The sequence below is a fragment of the Stutzerimonas kunmingensis genome (assembly GCF_002929225.1).
Lineage (GTDB): Bacteria > Pseudomonadota > Gammaproteobacteria > Pseudomonadales > Pseudomonadaceae > Stutzerimonas.
On the sequence record NZ_PISM01000014.1, the window covers coordinates 720,102 to 739,057 of the forward strand.

Below are 18,956 nucleotides of genomic sequence, written 5' to 3' on the forward strand. Positions count from 1 at the left end.
AGTCTTTGACCGCCCGGCAGCAGCGCAACGAGCCCCGGACGGCTACCGGGCTGGTTCTACAGCGTCAATACGACCTGATGTTGCCCTCCATCCAGCGCAAGTCGTACGTATCCGTTCATGCAATCGAGCGGGCCTTCATCCAGCCGCGCGTGCTGGATGCCGCGGTTGGCCTGGCCTGGGTTTTCCACGCGGATGGCGTAGCGCGTTTCGCCCAGGGTGATGGTGGCTTCGAACGCCGGCCAGTGGCTGCTGATGCACGGATCGACGATCAGCCATTCACCTTCGCGGCGGATGCCGAGGATGCCTTCGACGCCGGCGCGATACATCCAGCCGGCAGCGCCGGTGTACCAGGTCCAGCCGCCGCGGCCGTTGTGCGGTGCGACGCCATAGACGTCCGCCGCGACCACGTAGGGTTCGACCTTGTAGCGCTGGCTTTCTTTCGGTGTCAGCGCGTGATTGATCGGGTTCAGCAGCTTGAACATCCCACACGCTGCATCGCCATCACCGAGCTTGGCAAAGGCGAGCATGGCCCACATCGCAGCGTGGCTGTATTGACCGCCGTTCTCGCGTAGGCCCGCCGGATATCCCTTGATGTAGCCGGGCTCCTTCGGCGTCTTGTCGAATGGCGGGGTGAACAGCAGGGCCAGACCGTCATGCTCGCGGATCAGGTGGTGCTGCACGGAAGCCATGGCCTGTTTCGCGCGGGCGGGGTCCGCTGCGCCGGACAACACCGCCCAGGACTGAGCAATGGAGTCGATGCGGCACTCGTCGCTGTCTTTGGAGCCCAGCCAGGTGCCGTCGTCGAAGGTTGCGCGGCGGTACCACTCGCCATCCCAGGCCTTTTCTTCCAGCGAATCAGCAAGTGCCAGGGCGTGTTCGCGCCAGCGTTCGGCGCGCTGGGCGCCAGCCATGCTGCCTCGCTGCTCAGCCAGCGGCGCGAAGAGTTCGATGGTGCGCAGCAGCAGCCAGCCGAGCCACACGCTCTCGCCCTTGCCATCTTCTCCGACGCGGTTCATGCCGTCGTTCCAGTCACCACCGCCGATCAGCGGCAGGCCGAGTTCGCCGGTCAGCTCCAGGCACTGATCGAGTCCGCGGGCGCAGTGTTCGAACAGTGAGGCAGCCTCGTCCGCGATCATCGGCTGGAAGAAGGCATCGTGCTCGCCGGGCTTGAGCAACGGTCCTTCGAGAAAGCTCACCGGCTCTTCGAGAATCGCTGCGTCGCCGGAAACCTGAATGTAGGTCGCGGTGGCGAACGCCAGCCAGACACGGTCGTCGGAGATGCGCGTGCGCACGCCCTGGCCGGAGTGCGGCAGCCACCAGTGCTGCACGTCGCCTTCGGGGAACTGGCGACTGGCCGCGCGCAGGATGTGGCTGCGGGTGGCCTCGGGCTGGGAAAAGGTCAGTGCCATGCCGTCCTGCAGCTGATCGCGAAAGCCATAGGCGCCGCTGGCCTGGTAGAAGGCCGAGCGCGCCCAGATGCGGCAGGCGAGGGTCTGATACAGCAGCCAGCCGTTGAGCATGATGTCCATCGCCCGGTCCGGCGTTTTCACCTGCACCGAGCCAAGGGCGCGGTCCCAGTGCTCCGTGACTTCGCGCAGCACTGCATCGAGATCGGCCTGGCGATAGCGCTCGACCAGCGCGCGCGCCTCATCGGCCGAGGCACATTGACCGAGGAAGGCGACAATCTCGATGCTCTCTCCGGGCGCCAGCTCGACGCCGCACTGCAACGCCGCGCAAGGGTCCATGCCTGCGCCGACGCTGGCGGATAACGGTTTGCCAGTAAGCAGCGCCGCCGGCGTGGCGGGGCCGCTGTTGCGGCCAAGGAATTCACTGCGATCAGCCGTCCAGGCCGTTTGTCGTCCACCCAGATCGGCGAATGAAATACGCCCGGGAAAGGCGCTGCTCCAGGGGTTGTGCGCCAGCAACAGGCCGCTGCTGGCGTCGCGCTGGGTGACGATGAAAGGCCCGGAGGTGCCGCGGGCGGTGCCGAGCACCCATTCGCTATAACTGGTGACCGACAGTCGGCGAGGCTTGGATGACAGGTTGCGCAGCGTCAGTCGGGAAATCTTGATCGGGTCGCCAAGGGCGACGTATTGCAGCAGATCCAGCGCAATGCCTTCGGCCTGGTGCTCGAAGCGGCTGTAGCCGTGGCCGTGCCGCGCCACATAGAGGCCGTCATCGCGAATCGGTTGGGCGGTTGGGCTGAACAGCGCGCCGCTGCGTTCGTCGCGTACATAGAAGGCTTCGCCGCAGGGATCGGTGACCGGGTCGTTGGACCAGGGCGTGAGCTGATTTTCCCGGCTGTTTTCCGCCCAGGTATAGCCGCTGCCCTGCGCCGAGACCTGAAAGCCAAAGCGCGGGTTGGCGATCACGTTGATCCACGGCGCTGGTGTCGTGCTGCCCGACTCCAGCAGTGTCACGTATTCGCGGCCGTCCTTGTCGAAACCGCCGAGGCCGTTGAAGAACTCCAGCCCTTGCGCCAGTTCGCTGCCGGTAGGGCCCGGTGCCGCAACGACCGGCCGCGAGGGCGGGGTAGCGAAATGCGCTGCCACGGCGTCGCCCAGGAGCAATGTGTTGGCCAGCTGCTTGTCGATCGGCCCGCGGCGGGCTATCAGTGCTACGCGAGCGACGCTGCGCAGCAGGGCGCGTGCCTCGCCGCTCAACAGGTCGGCGCGCAGCATGTACACCGATCCCTGGGCAAGCTCGGCGCCGAAGCGCGGACGCGACTGGCTGCTGCGCACCGCGGTTTCGATGGCGATCTGCAGATCCTGCAGATAGGAACTGGCGTGCTCGTTGAGAATCACCAGGTCCACCGCCAGGCGCTTCATCCGCCAGTACTCATGGGCGCGGAGTAACTGGCGGACCTGGGCGATGTCCTGGATATCGTCGATGCGCAGCAGCACGATCGGCAGATCGCCCGAAATCGCGTGCGGCCACAGGCCGGATTGAGCGCCGGCACCCTGGATGATCGCAGCCGACGGCGCGCGGAATTTCGGATCGGCATAGAGAATGGGCGCGGCCAGGCGCTGGAAGTCGGCGGCTTCGGCCGGTTTGATGTCGAGATGGCGCAGCTGCACCTGCGCTTGCGTCCAGGCCAGGGTCTTGGCGCGGTCGTAGGCGCTGCGGTCGTGGTGCTTCTCGATCAGGCTCAGCAGCTCGTCACGCGAGTCGGCGACCAGGGTCCAGAACGCCACGCGGGCGACCTTGCCCGGCGCCACCCTGATCCGGTACTTGAGCGAGAAGATCGGGTCGAGCACGGTGCCGACGCTGTTCGACAGCGGCTGGCCTTCGGCGACCACCGCGGCAGCGGCCACGCTCGGTCGCTGGCCGATGAAGCGGGCACGATCGGTCTCATACTGCGGGTCGGATAGGATTTCGCCTTCTACCACGGCGAAGTGCGCGGCCCAGATCGGCTGCTCGCCCTCGCTGCGCAGGCGGCGGGTGGCGGTCAAGGCGCCGAACTCGGGCAGGTATTCGGTCACCACGAACAGCTTGGCGAACGCCTGATGCGCGTTGTCGGTGGCGGGGGTGGTCAGCACCACTTCGCTGTAGGACGTCAGTTCGATGTCCCGCGCCTCGCGACCGCTGTTGGCGAGCGAGACGCGGCGCACTTCACTGTCGTCCTCTCCGGATACCAGCACGTCCATCGTGGTGGTCAGGTCCAGATCGTGACGAATGAACTCGGCATGATCCTCGCCGAATATCACCTCGTGACTGAGCGCATCGCTGCCCAGCGGCTGTCCGCCTGCGGGCCAGACCCTGCCGTCCTCGGTATCGCGCAGGAAGACGAAGGAGCCGTAGTCGTCCCGGCTGACGTCCTCGCGCCAGCGCGTGATCGCGAGGTCGCGCCAGCGGCTGTAGCCGGCACCGGCTGCGGTGAGCATCACGGCGTAGCGGCCGTTGCTGAGCAGATGGGTAACCGGCGCGCCGCTCGCGGCTGAGCCTTTCAGGCGGCGCAGTGATTGCGGATCACCGCCGCCCTCGACGGCACGAATCTTCACTTCTTCGGCACGCGGGTGGGCGATCGCGACATCGCGCGGCATGCGTTCCTGCAGCAGCAGTTCGCAGGCCTGGATCATCGGCTCGCGATGGAAGCGTGCGCGCATCTGGCCGTCTTGCAAGGTATTGGCGATGGCGACGATGGTCATGCCCTGATGGTGCGCCATGTAGTTGCGCACGATGACGAACGCCTGGCCATCCGGCAGGCGTGTCGGGGTGAAGTCCAGCGCTTCGAAGAAGCCGTAGCGCCCGAGCGCACCCATCTCCGTCATGCGCCGGAAGTTCGCCTGCGCACCGGTTGCGTCGACCATGGTCGCGAGCCCGGTGGCGTAGGGGGCTATGACCAGGTTTTCTGCCAGCCCCCGCTTGAGGCCCAGGCCCGGCACGCCGAAGTTGGAGTACTGGTAGGTGAACTCCATATCGCGGGCGTTATAGGCCGATTCCGAAACGCCCCAGGGCGCGTGGTGGTCATTGCCGTATTCCTGCTGGCGCTGCACGACCAGTCGATTGGTCTGCTCCAGCAGGCTGCCCGCCGGGGCACGCATGACCAGTGACGGCATCAGGTATTCGAACATCGAGCCCGACCAGGAAATCAGCGCGGATGCATTACCCAGCGGTGTCGCCGTGCGGCCCAGGCGGAACCAGTGCCGCGTGGTGACATCGCCCTTGGCAATGGCGAACAGGCTGGCCAGGCGTGCTTCGGAGGCCAGCAGGTCGTAGCAGCTGGGGTCCAGGCTGTTGTCGGCCAGCCCGTAGCCGATCGACAGGAGCTTGCGCTCGGGGTCGAGCAGAAAGGCGAAGTCCATATCCAGCGCCATCTGCCGCGCGTTGGCGGCGACACCGCGCAGGCGTGCCTGCATTGCAGCCAGCGACTCGGCGGATTGCTGGCGATCACGGCCGTGTTCGGCCAGCGCCTGGCACAGGGCGTTGATCCAGAAGTGAAGCGCCTGGGCATCTTCGTCATCCGTAGCGGATGGGCAGATTTCCTGGGCGACGCGAGCGGCTTTCTCGGCCAATTGCCGAAGTGTTGCCGAACGGGTGTCGAGGGCTTGCGTGTCGCCTATTTGCGTGGCGATCTCATCGAGCACGCCGAATAACGGCTGGCCGCGCTCGCCATTGGCTGCCGGCAGCGCGGCGATGGCCTGACGCGCCAGGATCAGGTTGTCGTGCAGGCCCTGACGGGCATGCGGCGCCTGGGGCTGGTCGAGCCATTCTTCGCAGGCATTGGCGAGGGCGATCAGGTGGCCGGCGAGATTGCCGCTGTCCACGGCCGAGACATAGGCGGGTTCCAGCGCGCGCATGTCCTCGGTGGCGTACCAGTTGAAGAAGTGGCCGCGGTGTCGCTGCAGCCGGCTCATGCTGTCCAGCGTCGTTTCCATTCGCTCGAGCGTCTGCAGCGTGCCGGCCCAGCCGAAATCACGTGCGGCAACGGTGGAGAGCAGATACAGCCCCATGTTGGTGGGCGAGGTTCGGCGTGCGACTACAGGCTTCGGGTCTTCCTGGAAATTGTCCGGCGGCAGCATGTTGTCGGCGACGGTGACGAAGGTTTCGAAGAAGCGCCAGGTGCGCCGTGCAATCAGGCGCAGCTCCTGGGCATCGGCATCAGCCAGCTTCTGACTGGGGGCGACGCGTGGTGAGCGGCTGGCCCACAGCGCGAGCGCCGGAGCACCCAGCCAGAGCAGGGCGAACGGCAGCACCAGCGGCCATGACGCCGGTGCGACCAGCAGCGCCAGCAGTGCAACGCCGACACCGAGCACGGTGCCGCCGGCCATGCCGCGGTAGAACCCGCTCAGTTTCAGCCGCGGACTGATGGCCGATTGCGCGGCGGTGGTCCATTCCAGCAGGTGGCTGCGAGTCGCATAGAGCCGTGAGAGGGTGCGGATGATGGCATCGCTCATGCGCCAGGCCTGGTCCGGCAGAAACGCCAGGTTCAACAAGGTTTGCGAGGCGGCCATGCGCAGGTCGCCGAGCAGCCGGTGCAGATGGCTTTGCGCACTGACGCCACTGCGAGACGGCAGCAGCGTGAAGCACAGTGGCAGGAAACCGGGAATCGCCAGCGCTCCGAGCACCAGCAAGATGCCGATCAGAGCAGCCGGCAGCGACAGCATCCAGCACAGGGCCAGTGCCAGCAGACTCAGCGGTGCCAGCAGCGAGCGGCGCAGGTTGTCGAGCATCTTGAAGCGCCCGATGATGGGCAATGCCTGGGGGCCGCGGCGCGCGCCGAAGATCCACGGCAGCAGCTGCCAGTCGCCGCGGGTCCAGCGGTGCTGGCGCTTGCCCGATACGTCGTAGCGCGAGGGAAACTCTTCCACCACCTCGACGTCGGTCGCCAGTCCCGCGCGGGCAAACACACCCTCGAACAGATCGTGGCTGAGCATGCTGTTTTCCGGAACTCGTCCGGCCAGCGCTGCCTCGAAGGCGTCAATGTCGTAGATGCCTTTGCCGGTGTAAGAGCCTTCGCCAAACAGATCCTGATAGACGTCGGATACGGCGGCGGCATAGGGGTCCATGCCGCCGGGGCTGGAGAACACCCGTTGATAGAAGGAGCCTTCGCGGCCCACGGGCAGCGACGGCGTGACACGCGGCTGAAGAATCGCGTAGCCATTGATCACCCGCTGTTCGGGTACGCTGAATCGCGGCCGATTCAGCGGGTGCGCCATCTTGCCGATCAGGCGCATGGCGGCATCACGCGGCAGGCGCGTGTCCGCGTCCAGGGTGATCACGTAACGCACATCCGCGGGAATCCGCTGCGTACAGCCGGCCAGGGGCATGTAACTGGTATCGGTCGCGCCACGTAACAGCTGGTTCAGCTCATGCAGTTTGCCGCGCTTGCGCTCCCAGCCCATCCAGCAGCCTTCGCTGGGGTTGTACTGCCGGCGCCGATGCAGAATCAGAAAACGGCTGCCGCCGGGCGCCGGGCCGTAGCGCTGGTTGAGTCGCGCGATGGCATCGACCGCGACCTCCAGCAGCCGGGCGTCGCTGTCGAGAGTTTCCTGGTCGGCGTCCAGGCCATCGGTGAGCAGGGCGAAGGTGAGGTCGCCCCCGGCGCCGGCCAGGTGATGCACTTCGATTCGCTCGATCTGTTCCAGCAGGTCCGCTTCATTGGTCAGCAGCGTCGGCACCGCGACCAGGGTGCGCATCGACTGCGGCACACCGGCGGTGAGGTCCAGGCCCGGCAGCGTGCTGGCACCGAAACGCCAGGTGACCACGCGGTTGACCAGCGCCGAGGCCAGGTCCGTGATCGGCAGAAAGGCGACCAGAGCCAGCAGCGCGAGCCAGCCCGCGCCCACGCCAGCGCCGCCCATGGCCTGCAGCCCGAGGGACAGCAGCAGGGTGGTAACCAGGAGGATGGCGCCAACATAGCCGACGATGCCCAGCTGCACGTGAAAACGGCTCAGGCGCAGCCCCAGTGGTGGGCGGAAGCCGAGGCTGCGTTCGAGACCGAGACGGCCTTCGCCAATCAGGTGGTAGCCGGGGTCGGCCACGCGCTCGTCGTCGGCGATGTCACGGCTAGGTGCGGCGTTGGCGGCGTTGGCGGCGTCCAGCGCGGCGCCGGCTATCTCCAGTTCGCTGGCGCTGGAACCGCGTGCCAGTTGCTCGATGGCACTGCGATAGAGGTTGCGTGTCGGGAAGTCCATGGCGGCAAAGGCACTGCCGCCGCGCAGCCGCTCATCCACCAGGCTGACGTCTTCGAACAGCTCGGTCCAGTCGATATCGGAGATCAACCGCATGCTGGTGATGACGTTACGCACGCTGACGTTGGAGGCGCCCTGACGCTGCTGCGAGTGCTGTACCACCTGTTCGATGGAGGTGTCCTGGCGGCCCAGCTGTTCTTCCAGCCAGCCCAGTGACGGCGTGGTGCGCGGGTCCTGGTCGCGCAAGCGCTTGGCCAGTTCCGCGGCGAAGACCTCGGACAACGGCGCCGTGCCACGCGCGGCAATTTCATCGTCCAGCGCCTTTTCCGGCGAGCTGGCCGAGAGCAGCCGGTTGGCCATCTCGTCGGCGGCCATTCGGGTTGCCCGGCCATCGGTGATCTGATCGCTCAGACGACGCAGGTTCTCGATCAGGACGATGCGCAGGGTAATGGCCACGGCCCACAGCTCGCCGATCGTCAGCGGCTGGACCTGCTGGTAGGCATTGATGAAACGGCGCAGGGTCTCGGGATCGAAATGACTGTCGGTATGGGCCACGAACGCCCAGGCCAGGCCGAAGATGCGGGGATAGCCCACAAAAGGCCCGTCAGCCAGCTTGGGCAGTTGGCGGTAGAAGCCTGGCGGCAGGTCGTCGCGAATCTCGCGGATCTGCGCCTCGACCAGGTGGTAGTTGTCCAGCAGCCACTCTGCGGCGGGTACCACGCTGCGACCACTTTCCAGCTCGGCGGCGCTGGCGCGGTAAGCCGCCAGCAGCACCGTCGCGTTGTCGTTCAAGCGCGCGTGCAGCGGCAGCACAGCCCGAGGGCGAGGGGTGACCGGCTGGGCGGCGGCCAGGCTCCGGGCGTGATGCTCGAGCCGCTCCGGGCCGAACAACTCGTCGCGAACGGGAGCGAGATCGCTCCAGACGGGCGAACGCTGATGGCGCCCGAGGATGTGACGGAAAACTGAGGTCATGAGCGCCTGTCCGACTAGCGGAGATAGGGGAACAGGCGTTAGTGCGCCGGCTCCTGTCGGGAGGAACCACGGCGGCAAGCTTTCGGAACAACGGGAAACCGATTGCCGGTTTCTGCCAAATCGCCGTACGGCCTCGTGCATGCACCAGACCGCGTGGCGGTATGGCAGAGGCTTCAAGAATCGGCGCCATGAAAGCGGAGGGCCCTTCGGCCACTCCGTTTGCAGGAAGAATGCTGTCGCAGCAATTGCTCCACGATACAGCATAGGCACTTTTATTGTCGGTGCTTCGCCGCCTGGCCCTCAGGCGCGATCGGCATGCCGGCTCTGGCGAATCAAGGGGGCGAGACCGGTTTGGGCGAGGCTTGTGTTGCCCCTGTCAGAGGCCACCCAGCAGGTCGTGCGCATCGAGCAGACGCCAGGCGATTTCCGGCTGTTTCTCCAGCCCGCGGCGTACGGCGGCGGCGATGGCGGGGCGGGTCTTGCGGCAGAGGCCGGGCTGTTCGGCAAACTCGATGGCGATGCCGCGCATGCTGCGCACCTCGTTGTGGCCGGGGGCGACGGTCATGCGGATGCCGAGCTGGTCGAGCATGCGTTTCTGCACGCGCTCAAGATCGTCCAGGCTCTGCACGTTTTCCAGACGTTCGAGCAGGCGGCGTTCCTCGTGACGGGTCAGCATGAGAATGCGCACGTCGGCGCCGGCTGTTTCCAGCAGCTCGTCACGCCGACAGGTGCAGGTGCCGGGCGGGCAGGATGGGCGAAGCGGCGGCAGGCTATTCATGGCTCTCGATCATAGCCAAGCCGGCGCAATGCGCACAGCCAGTGGCGTTGTGCCTGCGCGGAGATGACAAGCGTGGCAGCGTCGCGCACCATGGCGCTTCATTTCTGCGCCGGGTGCGCCTCGTTCCGTCAGGGATTTAGCTGGAGAACTGTCATGCGTGTTCTGTCATCCGTCCTGCTGATCGCAACCTTGTGCGTTGCTGGCGCTGCTGTGGCCGAGGAGGCCCGCCTGGTCGAGGCGATCAATGCCTACCGTGGTGAAGTGCAGCGCTGTGGCGACAAGGCGAGCGAAGAGCTGCCGCCGCTTACCGCCGACTCGCGCCTGAATCTGCCGGTCGATAGTGCGGGTGATTTGCAGCAGGCGCTGTCCCGCGCGGGCTATCCGATGGTAACCGTGCAGGCGATTACGCTGTCCGGCCCGCGGGATGCCCAGGCCGCGATGCAGGCGCTGCGCGAGAGCTTCTGTCGGGTGATCCTCGATCCGCAGTTCGCCGATATCGGTGTGAGCCGCAATGACCGTGACTGGCGCATCGTTGTGGCGCGGCCGTTGCTCGATGGTCGTCTGGGTGACTGGCAGGCCGAAGGGCAGAAGCTGCTGGAGCAGATCAACACGGCCCGCGCCTCCGCCCGCCGTTGCGGTAAGCAGGACTTCGCCGCAGCCGGGCCGCTCAGCTGGAACGAGACGCTGGGCAGTACCGCCGAAGCCCACAGCCGGGCCATGGCCAATGGCAACTTCTTCAGTCATCTGAGCGAGGACGGCCGCACCCCAGGCGACCGCGCCGAGCTGGCGGGTTACGCCGGCAGGCAGGTCGGCGAAAACATCGCCGCGGCGCTGCCGACTACCCGCAAAGTGCTGGACGGCTGGCTGGCCAGCCCCGGCCATTGCGCCAATCTGATGAATCCGCAGTTCAGCGAGCTTGGCGCGGCCTACGCGGTCGATCCGCAGAGCGACGCGGCCATCTACTGGACGGCGATGTTCGGCGCGCCTTGAACAGTCGTTCAGCGACCGCCCCCGCAAAGCCGGCGTTGGCTGGATTGTTGAGCGATCCGGCCGAGCGCGCTGTCAGACAGACCTGTTCCCATCAGCAGGGTTGCCCTTGAGCGATATCCCTACCCCCGAGCAACTACCTGCCGTGCTGGCGGGCCCGCTGCTGCGGCGTACCGAGCCTGGCCTTCTGACGTTCTGGCTGGTTGGCTCGCGGCCGCTCGAGCTGTCGCTGATTCTCGAAAGCCCGGCGGTCGGACTGCAACAATCTGTGTCGCTCGGCGAGCTGAGCTGCCAGCGCCTGCCCATCGGCAGACACGCGGTGGTACACCTGATTCATCTGGTGCCGGACGCACCGCTACCCACCGATTGCCTGATCGAGTACGACCTGCGCATCCACGATGGTGCAGTGGAGCAGGGCATCGCCGGCTGGGCGCCGCACCTGCTCTACGACGGCGCGACGCGGCCGAGCTTCGTCATCAAGTCGAGGCTCGATCGCGTGCTGCATGGTTCCTGCCGCAAGCCGCACCACGCCGCGACAGATGGTCTGCTGTGTGTCGACGAACGGCTGAGTGACGCGCTGGACAGTCCGGCCGAGCGCCCGGCCGTGCTGCTGATGACGGGCGATCAGGTCTATGCCGATGATGTCGCCGGGCCGATGCTGGTGGCGATCCACGCATTGGTGCGCCGGCTGGGGCTTTATGGCGAACAGCTCGAAGGTGCGGTGGTGAACAATAGCGATGAGCTGGTGACCCATCCGGCCAGCTATTACCGTCGCGAGCAGCTGTTGCCCGCATTCAAGTCTAACGAGGCGTTGCGCGAGCGCTTCTTCGGTGGCGTGGAAAAGCCGGTGTTCACCACCGCCAACGGGCAGAACCATCTGATCAGCCTGGGCGAGGTCATGGCGATGTACCTGCTCGTCTGGTCGCCGACACCCTGGTCGCTGATCGCCCCGCAGATGCCCGCGCTGGAGCCAGCCGAGGCCGAGCGTTACCGGAGTGAAGAGGCCTGCCTGCAAGGTTTTATCGCGGGACTGCCGAAGGTGGCCCGCGCCCTGGCTCATATGCCGTCGCTGATGATCTTCGATGACCACGACATCACCGACGACTGGAATCTCTCCGCGCGCTGGGAAGAGACTGCCTACGGCCATCCGCTGTCGCGGCGCATCATTGGCAACGCGCTGCTCGCCTATCTGCTGTGTCAGGCCTGGGGCAACGATCCGACGCGTTTCGCCGAGTTGCTGCTGCCGGTGCGTGAGCTGCTGGCGACGGCGAGCGATGGCTGGCTGGATTGCGCGGCGCAGGATCAGCTGATCGATACGCTGTTCAGGCTCGACGGCTGGGGCTACGAGCTGCCCACCGATCCGCCGCTGGTGGTGCTGGACACGCGCACCCGGCGCTGGCGCAGCGAGCGCAACCTCAGTCGCCCGTCAGGCCTGATGGATTGGGAAGCGCTGAGCGAATTCCAGCAGAACATTCTCGACAAGCCGTCGGTGCTGATCGTCTCGCCGGCACCGATGTTCGGCGTCAAGCTGATCGAGGCGGTGCAGCGCGTGTTCAGCTGGGCCGGCCAGCCGTTGCTGGTCGATGCGGAGAACTGGATGGCCCATCGCGGCGCCGCCCACGTGATGATGAACATCTTTCGCCACACGCGAACGCCGGGAAACTATGTGGTGCTGTCCGGCGACGTGCATTACTCCTTCGTCTACGAAGTGCACATTCGCGGTCGCGATACGGCGCCCCAGCTGTGGCAGATCACCAGCAGCGGCGTGAAGAACGAGTTTCCGCGGCGCCTGCTGGACTGGTTCGATCGCCTCAACCGCTGGCTCTACGCGCCCTGGTCGCCACTGAACTGGCTGACCAAGCGCCGCCGGCTGGAAGTCGTGCCGCGCGTGCCTGACCGCAGCAACGCCGGCGAACGGCTATGGAACGGCTCGGGTATCGGCCTGCTGCTGCTCGACGAGCAGGGCAGGCCGCGTGAGATCTACCAGTTGAATGCCGATGGCACGGCACCAGTGGCTTTTCTTGCCGAGCGCGCTCGCCGTCGTGGCGAGGCGTAGCCGCGTGCCCCGCGGGATCACGCGCGTCGCTCCACATCGCTGACCGCCATCCGTTCGGATCGCAACTCCTCCAGGGCATGGCGGGTGATCTGTACCGCCGCGCTGATAGAGAGCAACGCCATGATCGTCGCCACGATCAGGTCGGGCCAGCCGGCACCGGTGCCGAACACCCCCAGCGCGGCCAGCATCACCGCCAGGTTGCCGAGCGCATCGTTGCGGCTGCATAGCCAGACGCTGCGCATGTTGCTGTCGCCTTCGCGGTAGGCGTAGAGCATGGCGGCCACCGCGATATTGGCCAGCAGCGCGATCACGCCGACGACGCCCATGGTCGAGGCATGCGGCACGCTGCCATCGACGAAATTGCCAATCGCGACCACCAGGATGAACACGCCAAACAGGCCCATGGTCAGCGCCTTGGCCAGCGACGCCCGCGCCCGCATCACCACGCCCAGGCCCAGCACGAACAGGCTGACGCCGTAGTTGGCCGCATCGCCGAAGAAATCCAGCGAGTCCGCCAGCAGCGATACCGACCCCGAGCGCACGCCTGCGCCGATCTCGACGCCGAACATCGCCAGGTTGATCAGCAGCGCAATCCAGAGAATGCGCCGATAGCGTCCGCGTGCCGCCGCGGTGGCGCAGCCGCCGCTGCAACAATTTCCCGCCATGACATCGCCTCCAGTTGTCGATGGCGCTACGCTAAACCCTGTAGCCACTACAGGGTCAAGCGATGCCACTTACCATCGGCAAACTCAGCAAGGCCACGGCAGTGAACGTGGAGACCATCCGCTATTACGAGCGCATCGGGCTGCTTGCGGCACCGTCGCGCACCGAATCCGGCTATCGCACTTTCAGCGAGCAGGACGCCGCGCGGCTGCGTTTCATCAAGCGTGGGCGGGAGCTGGGGTTTTCCCTCGACGAGATCCGCACCATGGTCGAGCTGGCCGACCAGCCCGAGCATGCCTGCACCGATGTCGATCGCCTGGTGCAGACGCATCTGGTCGAAGTGCGCCAGCGCATCGCCGATCTGCAGCGGCTCGAAGCGGAGCTGCAGCGCCTGGCGGGCTGCAGCGAATCGTCGGTCCGCGAGTGCCGCATCATCGAAACCCTGACGGGAGTGCGTCGGCCGTAGGTCCGCGGTTGCGCGACTCGGTGCGCACGCACCGCACATCGAGATGTCCAGCGCTGACGAAACGCACGGTCTGCCTTCGGGTTCCAAGGCAATGTCACCAAAGCCCATTGTTGCCAGAGGACAGCTGCCATGATCGATCCAGACGACCCGCTCAAGGACGGCCTGACCCCGCCGGATTACGACGAGTACGGCGATGTGCCGGACTCGGGCGAAAGCGATTCAGGCACCGATTCGAACGACCAGCCGGAAGCCGATCAGAGCCCGCTCGGATAGACGCCGGCACCGGCGGGACGTCATGCAAAGGCTGCATCGCTGGACAATTCGAGCCGCCCGGCCTAAAAAGGCGCGCTGCGCCCGGAGGCGCAGGCGCCAACCGGTAGCAGCGTCCAGAAGCAGGTGAATCGTGAGAAAGAAAAAGCCCGTAGACCCCGTCCGCCAAGCCCAGAAGAACCGCGCCCATCGCATCGGCTGGCTGATTGCCCTGGCTGGCATCGTGGTGGGTTTCGCGCTGGTGATGATGAAATCGGCATAGCCAGTACGTGCCGGCGGTTTCCGTAGCGGCTCACGACGCTGCTGAAAAGCACAGTGCTCTTACAATAACGCCCCGTGTGCAGCAGACAGCCCGCGGCTGTCCGCGCGGGCTGCCGGCACCGAATCATCACGAGAGGAATACCATGCCGACCTACGACTACCGCTGCGAAGCCAATGGTCAGGTTTATGAAGTTCGCCATGCCATGGCGCTACGGCCGAAAACCTGGGGCGAACTGCGCGCGGCCGGCGCGCTGGCCGAAGATTCGAACATTCCGGACGACGCGCCGGTGACCAAACTGATGACGGCTGCCGGGGTGGTCAACAGCCGCGTATTGAAGAATCCGGAAGCGCCGGCATGTGCCCGCGGCGGCTGTGCCGGCAACTGCCGCTGAGTTCAGCCGCGGACATGGATGCGGCGTCGCTAGGGCGGCAAACGGCGAAGCCTTTTCCACGCGGTTTCCCGGGTTGTTTGGTTAGTAACGCATCTCCAGCGTGACCCGGGTCGGTTCGCCGGCGGGCACCTCGAATGCGCTGTCCTCGAAGGACGGTGGGCCCATCACCTTGGGATTGTTCGACAGCCCGTAGCCTTCCGTTGGGATCATGCCGAAGCGGCGGTCCAGCTCGCCGTTGCCGTTCTCGTCATGGTAGGCCAGCACCGCGTAGCGTCCGGGCGGCAGGTCCTTGAACACCAGGGTCACGGCGCCTTGCTCGGCCTTGGCCTTCTGCGCGGCGAACGCCTGGTCGTCCTTGCGGAAGGTTTTCGCGCTGGAATATACCGCTACGGCCACCTGGCCCTTGTCGTGTTGCAGGCCGTCGAGGGTGACCTGCAGTTCCTCGGCATAGGCCGAGGGGACCAAGAGTGCGAGGGCAGCGCCCAGAATCGGAAGTGCTTTCATGCTGTGCTCTTGAAGTCGAGATGCGGAAATCGCCGGATTCACACGTGGCCGGCGACGCTTGGAGTCGATCGCCGCCATCTTCAGCGAACAAGCGAAGCGTTGTCCACGTGCGGCGTGTAGCGCATCCATCGTTCGATCAGAACTGCGGCCCGGAGCGGGTGTTGTTGCCCTTGGCCAGGCGGTCGTAGAGCACCACGTTCACCGTCGCGGCGAGGTTCATGCAGCCGTTGGTGGGGATGTACACCACGTCCTCGCACCAGTCGCGGATTTCCTTGCTCAGCGAGCCGTCCTCGGCACCGAAGATGTACAGCGCGCGGTCCGGGTGCGTGTACTCGGGGAGCGAGCGGGCGCCTTCGACCAGCTCCACCGCAACCGGCACGCAGCCGAGCGGGAGAATCTTGCGCAGGTCGTCGATGTTGATCAGCGGAATGTCCTGATGGACCTTCTTGGTGTCGGTGACGAAGTCCTTGGCGCGGTCGTAGCGGGTGCCGGTGTAGAACACCGAAGCGGCGCCATAGCAGCCTGCGGCACGCATGATCGCCCCCACGTTGGACGGCGATTTCGGGTTGCTCAGGCCGATGCAGGCATAGCGTTTGTTGCTCACGGAAGGGGACTCGCGCGGAAAACGCGCGAGTATACGGGACGGTTTGGTCGGCAAAGGGTTTTTAGCTGCGCGACCGGGTCAGGGAATGAGCTTGCTCGCCTGCAGCCTAGCGAAGACATCGAAGAACGCCTCGTCGCTGGCCTGGTAATCCAGAAAGCCGAGCTTGCGACTCTTCGACATATCCGTCACCACCTCGATCGGGCGGCCCAGATCGGCATCGGTGTGCCACGGCGAGATGAGCTTGCCGATGTCCGCCTCGGCGAGACCGAACTGCTTCGCCATGTCGCTCCAGATTGCCGCGTCGCCCGCCATCTGCTGCTCCAATGGGGCCGGACCATCGAACGGCGCGGCGTCGATGCCGAACCACTCGGCAATGCGCGACCACATCCATTTCCAGCGAAACACATCGCCATTGACGACGTTGAAGGCCTGGTTGGCGGCTGCCGGCGTGCTGGCGGCCCAGCGCAGGTGCCGGGCGAGCTGAGCGGCGTCGGTCATGTCGGTCAGGCTGTTCCACTGCACGTCCGAGCCCGGAAAGCGGAAAGGCCGCCCTGTATGGCGGCAGATGGAGGCGTACACGGCCAGCGTGGTGGCCATGTTCATGGCGTTGCCGACCGCGACGCCGGTGATGGTGTGCGGGCGATGCACGCTCCAGCTGAAGCCATCGCGCTCCGCCGCGGCGAACACCTCATCTTCCTGGGCGTAATAGAAGTTCTCGACATCCAGCCGCCCCTGTTCCTCGCGGAACGGCGTCTGCGGCAGCGCACCCTTGCCGTAGGCTTCGAACGGGCCGAGGTAGTGCTTGAGGCCGGTGACCAGGGCGACATGGCGCAGCGTACCAGCCGGCCGGACGGCTTCGAGCAGGTTGCGTACCATCTGCGCGTTGACGCGGATATTCTCCGCCTCGCTGGCCTGGCGCGCCCAGGTGGTGAGAAAGACGTGAGTGGGTGAAACGCCGGCCAGCGCCGAGGCGAGCGCCTTGGGGTCCAGCAGGTCGGCGCTGATCGGCGTGACACCCACCTCGGTATTCGGCCGGCGAGCCAGTCCCGCCACGTTCCAGCCTTCATCGGCCAGCAGGCGCGACAGCGCGCTGCCGACAATGCCGCTCGCGCCGACCACCAGTGCTTGATTTGTCATGTGCAGACCCCCACAAAGCGAAACAGGCCTGCACCTTACCCACTCGAAAATGCCGATCCAAGTCGGCACCAAATGGTGACCATCCCCCATGCAACCGGGCTCTGACGAAGAACAATGGCGCGAAGACTGCGCACCAAGACGCGTGCTCGAGCTCTTCTCCACCAAGTGGACCAGCATGATTCTGCACACGCTGCATGCCCGGCACGATGGCACCGCACGCAGCGGCGCGTTGCATCGGAGTCTGCCTGGCATCTCCAAGAAAATGCTGATCCAGACGCTTCGCGAACTGGAGCAAAGCGGCCTGATCGAGCGCCACACGCTTGATTCGGTGCCGCCGGCGGTGAGCTATGCGCTCTCGCCGCTGGGCCAGCTGATGGTTGAACCCATCGAACTGATCTACGACTGGGCAAGGCAGAACTCCGGCGCGCTGGATCAGCTGCAGCCCAGAAGCACGTCGCGCAGGCGGGGCTAGATCGCGTTGACGATCTGCTCGCGCAGCCATTGATGGGCCGGGTCGCGATGGGCGCGTTCATGCCAGAGCATGGCCATTTCGTAGCCTGGAATCTCCAGCGGCGCCTCGACGACCTGCAGTGCAGCGCCTTCAACCAGCCTTTCGGGCAGCATGGCCACCAGGTCGGTGCTTTCCAGTACCGAGCGCAGGAACAGGAAATGCGGCACCGACAGCACCACGCGCCGTTGCAGGCCATGCGTGGCCAGGGCATCGTCGGTGGCACCGTGAAAGCCGCCGCCATCCGGCGAGACGATCACCTGATCCAGTGCGCAGAACTGCTCTAGCGTTGGCCGTCGCCGCAGGCGCGGATGCCCGGCACGGCCGGCCAGTACGTAGCGCTCGGTGAACAGAACGCGGCGGCGCAGGCTGGATGGCGATCCGTCGACGGTGTGCAAGGCGAGGTCGATATCACCCTGTTCAGCCTGGCGGGCGATGCGCGAAGGCTGCATCTCGACCACGGCGATGCGGGTGCCCGGTGCCGCGGACCGCAGGCCTGCCAGAGCGGGTAGCACAATGGCCGACTCGCCATAGTCGCTGGCTGCGATGCGCCAGACGTTCTGCGCGGCGCCAGGGTCGAACGGGCTGGCTGGGGCGACGGCTTGCTCCAGCGCCTCCAGCGCCAGGCGCAGGGGCTCGCGCAACGCTTCAGCCCGTGCAGTCGGGCGCATGCCTCGCGGCCCGGGTATCAGCAGAGGATCATCGAAAATGTCCCGCAGCTTGGCCAGGTGCACGCTCACCGAGGGCTGGGAAAAATTCAGGCGCTCTGCGGCGCGGGTGACATTGTGCTCAGCCAGCAACACGTCCAGGGTCACCAGCAGATTCAGATCAAGACGTCTGAGATTATTCACGGCAATACCTGGCATGTGGGTTATTCATTTCAAACATACCTGGGCAAGCGACATTCTGCAGCCGTCCCGCTACGGAGGTTTCCCATGAATGTTCTGCTTGTTTATGCCCATCCCGAACCGCGCTCGTTGAATGGCGCGCTGAAGGAATTTGCCGTCCATCGTCTGCAGGTGGCTGGCCATCAGGTCCAGGTTTCCGACTTGTATGCCATGGGCTGGAAGGCCGTGATCGATGCCGGCGACAGCCTGGATCGCGACCCCGAAGCGCGTTTCGATGCTTCCGAGGATTCCCGACGCGCGTTCGCCAGTGGCCGGCAGAGTTCTGACATTGCGGCTGAGCAGGACAAGCTGCGCTGGGCGGATGCGCTGATCCTGCAGTTCCCTCTCTGGTGGTTTTCGATGCCGGCGATCCTCAAGGGCTGGGTCGACCGGGTATATGCCTACGGTTTCGCCTATGGCGTCGGAGAGCACTCGGATGCGCGCTGGGGCGATCGCTACGGCGAGGGCTCGATGGTCGGCAAACGGGCGATGCTGATCGTGACTACCGGCGGCTGGGAATCACACTACAGCCCGCGGGGAATCAACGGGCCCATCGAGGACCTGCTGTTCCCCATCCATCACGGCATCCTGCATTACCCGGGCTTCGATGTGCAGCCACCGTTTCTGGTGCACCGCACCAGCCGCATCGACCGGGCCCGATTCGACACGCTCCGCGAAGAGCTGGGCAAGCGACTGGACGACCTTTGGTGCACTGAGCCCATTGCCTATCGCAAACAGAACGGCGGCGACTACGACATTCCGGCGCTAACGCTCAGGGCCGAGGTAGCGCCAGCGCAGGTAGGCTTTGCCGCGCATGTCGAACAGCCGTAACAGCTC

Annotated in this window: 15 protein-coding genes; 8 read left to right on the forward strand and 7 right to left on the reverse strand. The window is 65.7% G+C overall.

The genetic code is table 11. The features are described from left to right. Nucleotides 1-56: 56 nt before the first annotated feature. Both CW305_RS09950 and CW305_RS09955 read right to left on the reverse strand, forming a co-directional pair. The gene (locus CW305_RS09950; RefSeq protein ID WP_104097790.1) at nucleotides 57-8,606 is read right to left on the reverse strand and encodes a GH36-type glycosyl hydrolase domain-containing protein; all 8,550 of its coding nucleotides are present in this window, start codon (nucleotides 8,604-8,606) and stop codon (nucleotides 57-59) included. Nucleotides 8,607-8,982: 376 nt separating this feature from the next. Then, nucleotides 8,983-9,384, reverse strand: a complete 402-nt coding sequence (locus tag CW305_RS09955; RefSeq protein WP_014819968.1) for a hypothetical protein — start codon at nucleotides 9,382-9,384, stop codon at nucleotides 8,983-8,985. 153 nt (nucleotides 9,385-9,537) lie between these two features. On the opposite strand from CW305_RS09955, the gene CW305_RS09960 reads away from it, so the two are divergent. Both CW305_RS09960 and CW305_RS09965 read left to right on the forward strand, forming a co-directional pair. Continuing rightward, the gene (locus CW305_RS09960; protein WP_104097791.1) at nucleotides 9,538-10,374 is read left to right on the forward strand and encodes a CAP domain-containing protein; all 837 of its coding nucleotides are present in this window, start codon (nucleotides 9,538-9,540) and stop codon (nucleotides 10,372-10,374) included. A 142-nt stretch (nucleotides 10,375-10,516) separates the two neighbouring features. After that, complete coding sequence (locus tag CW305_RS09965) at nucleotides 10,517-12,427, forward strand: metallophosphoesterase family protein (protein WP_104097792.1); 1,911 nt, start codon at nucleotides 10,517-10,519, stop codon at nucleotides 12,425-12,427. A 17-nt stretch (nucleotides 12,428-12,444) separates the two neighbouring features. Here the strand turns inward: CW305_RS09965 and CW305_RS09970 are convergent, their stop codons facing one another. Then, on the reverse strand, nucleotides 12,445-13,092 hold the full coding sequence (locus CW305_RS09970; protein ID WP_104097793.1) for a cation efflux transmembrane domain-containing protein: 648 nt from the start codon (nucleotides 13,090-13,092) through the stop codon (nucleotides 12,445-12,447). 62 nt (nucleotides 13,093-13,154) lie between these two features. Between CW305_RS09970 and CW305_RS09975 the strand changes: the two genes are divergently transcribed. From CW305_RS09975 to CW305_RS09980, 4 genes are all read left to right on the forward strand, one after another. Further along, complete coding sequence (locus CW305_RS09975; RefSeq protein ID WP_014819972.1) at nucleotides 13,155-13,556, forward strand: MerR family transcriptional regulator; 402 nt, start codon at nucleotides 13,155-13,157, stop codon at nucleotides 13,554-13,556. A gap of 129 nt (nucleotides 13,557-13,685) precedes the next feature. Continuing rightward, the gene (locus CW305_RS23410; RefSeq protein ID WP_181063875.1) at nucleotides 13,686-13,829 is read left to right on the forward strand and encodes a hypothetical protein; all 144 of its coding nucleotides are present in this window, start codon (nucleotides 13,686-13,688) and stop codon (nucleotides 13,827-13,829) included. Nucleotides 13,830-13,959: 130 nt separating this feature from the next. Further along, entirely contained in the window at nucleotides 13,960-14,088 is a 129-nt protein-coding gene (locus tag CW305_RS23890; protein ID WP_023445530.1) for a hypothetical protein, read from the forward strand. 142 nt (nucleotides 14,089-14,230) lie between these two features. Continuing rightward, complete coding sequence (locus CW305_RS09980) at nucleotides 14,231-14,479, forward strand: FmdB family zinc ribbon protein (RefSeq protein ID WP_023445531.1); 249 nt, start codon at nucleotides 14,231-14,233, stop codon at nucleotides 14,477-14,479. A gap of 81 nt (nucleotides 14,480-14,560) precedes the next feature. On the opposite strand, the gene CW305_RS09985 is transcribed toward CW305_RS09980, so the two are convergent. From CW305_RS09985 to CW305_RS09995, 3 genes are all read right to left on the reverse strand, one after another. Continuing rightward, nucleotides 14,561-14,983 (reverse strand): DUF2141 domain-containing protein, encoded by a 423-nt coding sequence (locus CW305_RS09985; RefSeq protein WP_042928039.1) that lies wholly within the window; start codon nucleotides 14,981-14,983, stop codon nucleotides 14,561-14,563. Nucleotides 14,984-15,119: 136 nt separating this feature from the next. Next, nucleotides 15,120-15,587 (reverse strand): RNA methyltransferase, encoded by a 468-nt coding sequence (locus CW305_RS09990; RefSeq protein ID WP_003281467.1) that lies wholly within the window; start codon nucleotides 15,585-15,587, stop codon nucleotides 15,120-15,122. 78 nt (nucleotides 15,588-15,665) lie between these two features. Continuing rightward, nucleotides 15,666-16,724, reverse strand: coding sequence for an SDR family oxidoreductase (locus CW305_RS09995; RefSeq protein ID WP_104097794.1), 1,059 nt, complete (start codon nucleotides 16,722-16,724; stop codon nucleotides 15,666-15,668). Between the two features lie 88 nt (nucleotides 16,725-16,812). Between CW305_RS09995 and CW305_RS10000 the strand changes: the two genes are divergently transcribed. Then, on the forward strand, nucleotides 16,813-17,196 hold the full coding sequence (locus CW305_RS10000) for a winged helix-turn-helix transcriptional regulator (protein ID WP_046621758.1): 384 nt from the start codon (nucleotides 16,813-16,815) through the stop codon (nucleotides 17,194-17,196). On the opposite strand, the gene CW305_RS10005 is transcribed toward CW305_RS10000, so the two are convergent. Next, nucleotides 17,193-18,083, reverse strand: a complete 891-nt coding sequence (locus tag CW305_RS10005) for a LysR family transcriptional regulator (protein ID WP_181063876.1) — start codon at nucleotides 18,081-18,083, stop codon at nucleotides 17,193-17,195. The genes CW305_RS10000 and CW305_RS10005 overlap by 4 nt on opposite strands. Nucleotides 18,084-18,167: 84 nt before the next feature. Between CW305_RS10005 and CW305_RS10010 the strand changes: the two genes are divergently transcribed. After that, nucleotides 18,168-18,950 (forward strand): NAD(P)H-dependent oxidoreductase, encoded by a 783-nt coding sequence (locus CW305_RS10010; protein ID WP_104097796.1) that lies wholly within the window; start codon nucleotides 18,168-18,170, stop codon nucleotides 18,948-18,950. Nucleotides 18,951-18,956: the final 6 nt, after the last annotated feature.

Coding starts and splice junctions, on each gene's coding strand:
- CW305_RS09950 (WP_104097790.1), bottom strand. CDS start 8,606: ATGACCTCAGTTTTCCGTCACATCCTCGGGCGCCATCAGCGTTCGCCC.
- CW305_RS09960 (WP_104097791.1), top strand. CDS start 9,538: ATGCGTGTTCTGTCATCCGTCCTGCTGATCGCAACCTTGTGCGTTGCT.
- CW305_RS23410 (WP_181063875.1), top strand. CDS start 13,686: ATGATCGATCCAGACGACCCGCTCAAGGACGGCCTGACCCCGCCGGAT.
- CW305_RS09955 (WP_014819968.1), bottom strand. CDS start 9,384: ATGAATAGCCTGCCGCCGCTTCGCCCATCCTGCCCGCCCGGCACCTGC.
- CW305_RS09995 (WP_104097794.1), bottom strand. CDS start 16,724: ATGACAAATCAAGCACTGGTGGTCGGCGCGAGCGGCATTGTCGGCAGC.
- CW305_RS09985 (WP_042928039.1), bottom strand. CDS start 14,983: ATGAAAGCACTTCCGATTCTGGGCGCTGCCCTCGCACTCTTGGTCCCC.
- CW305_RS10000 (WP_046621758.1), top strand. CDS start 16,813: ATGCAACCGGGCTCTGACGAAGAACAATGGCGCGAAGACTGCGCACCA.
- CW305_RS09970 (WP_104097793.1), bottom strand. CDS start 13,092: ATGGCGGGAAATTGTTGCAGCGGCGGCTGCGCCACCGCGGCGGCACGC.
- CW305_RS10010 (WP_104097796.1), top strand. CDS start 18,168: ATGAATGTTCTGCTTGTTTATGCCCATCCCGAACCGCGCTCGTTGAAT.
- CW305_RS09975 (WP_014819972.1), top strand. CDS start 13,155: ATGCCACTTACCATCGGCAAACTCAGCAAGGCCACGGCAGTGAACGTG.
- CW305_RS09980 (WP_023445531.1), top strand. CDS start 14,231: ATGCCGACCTACGACTACCGCTGCGAAGCCAATGGTCAGGTTTATGAA.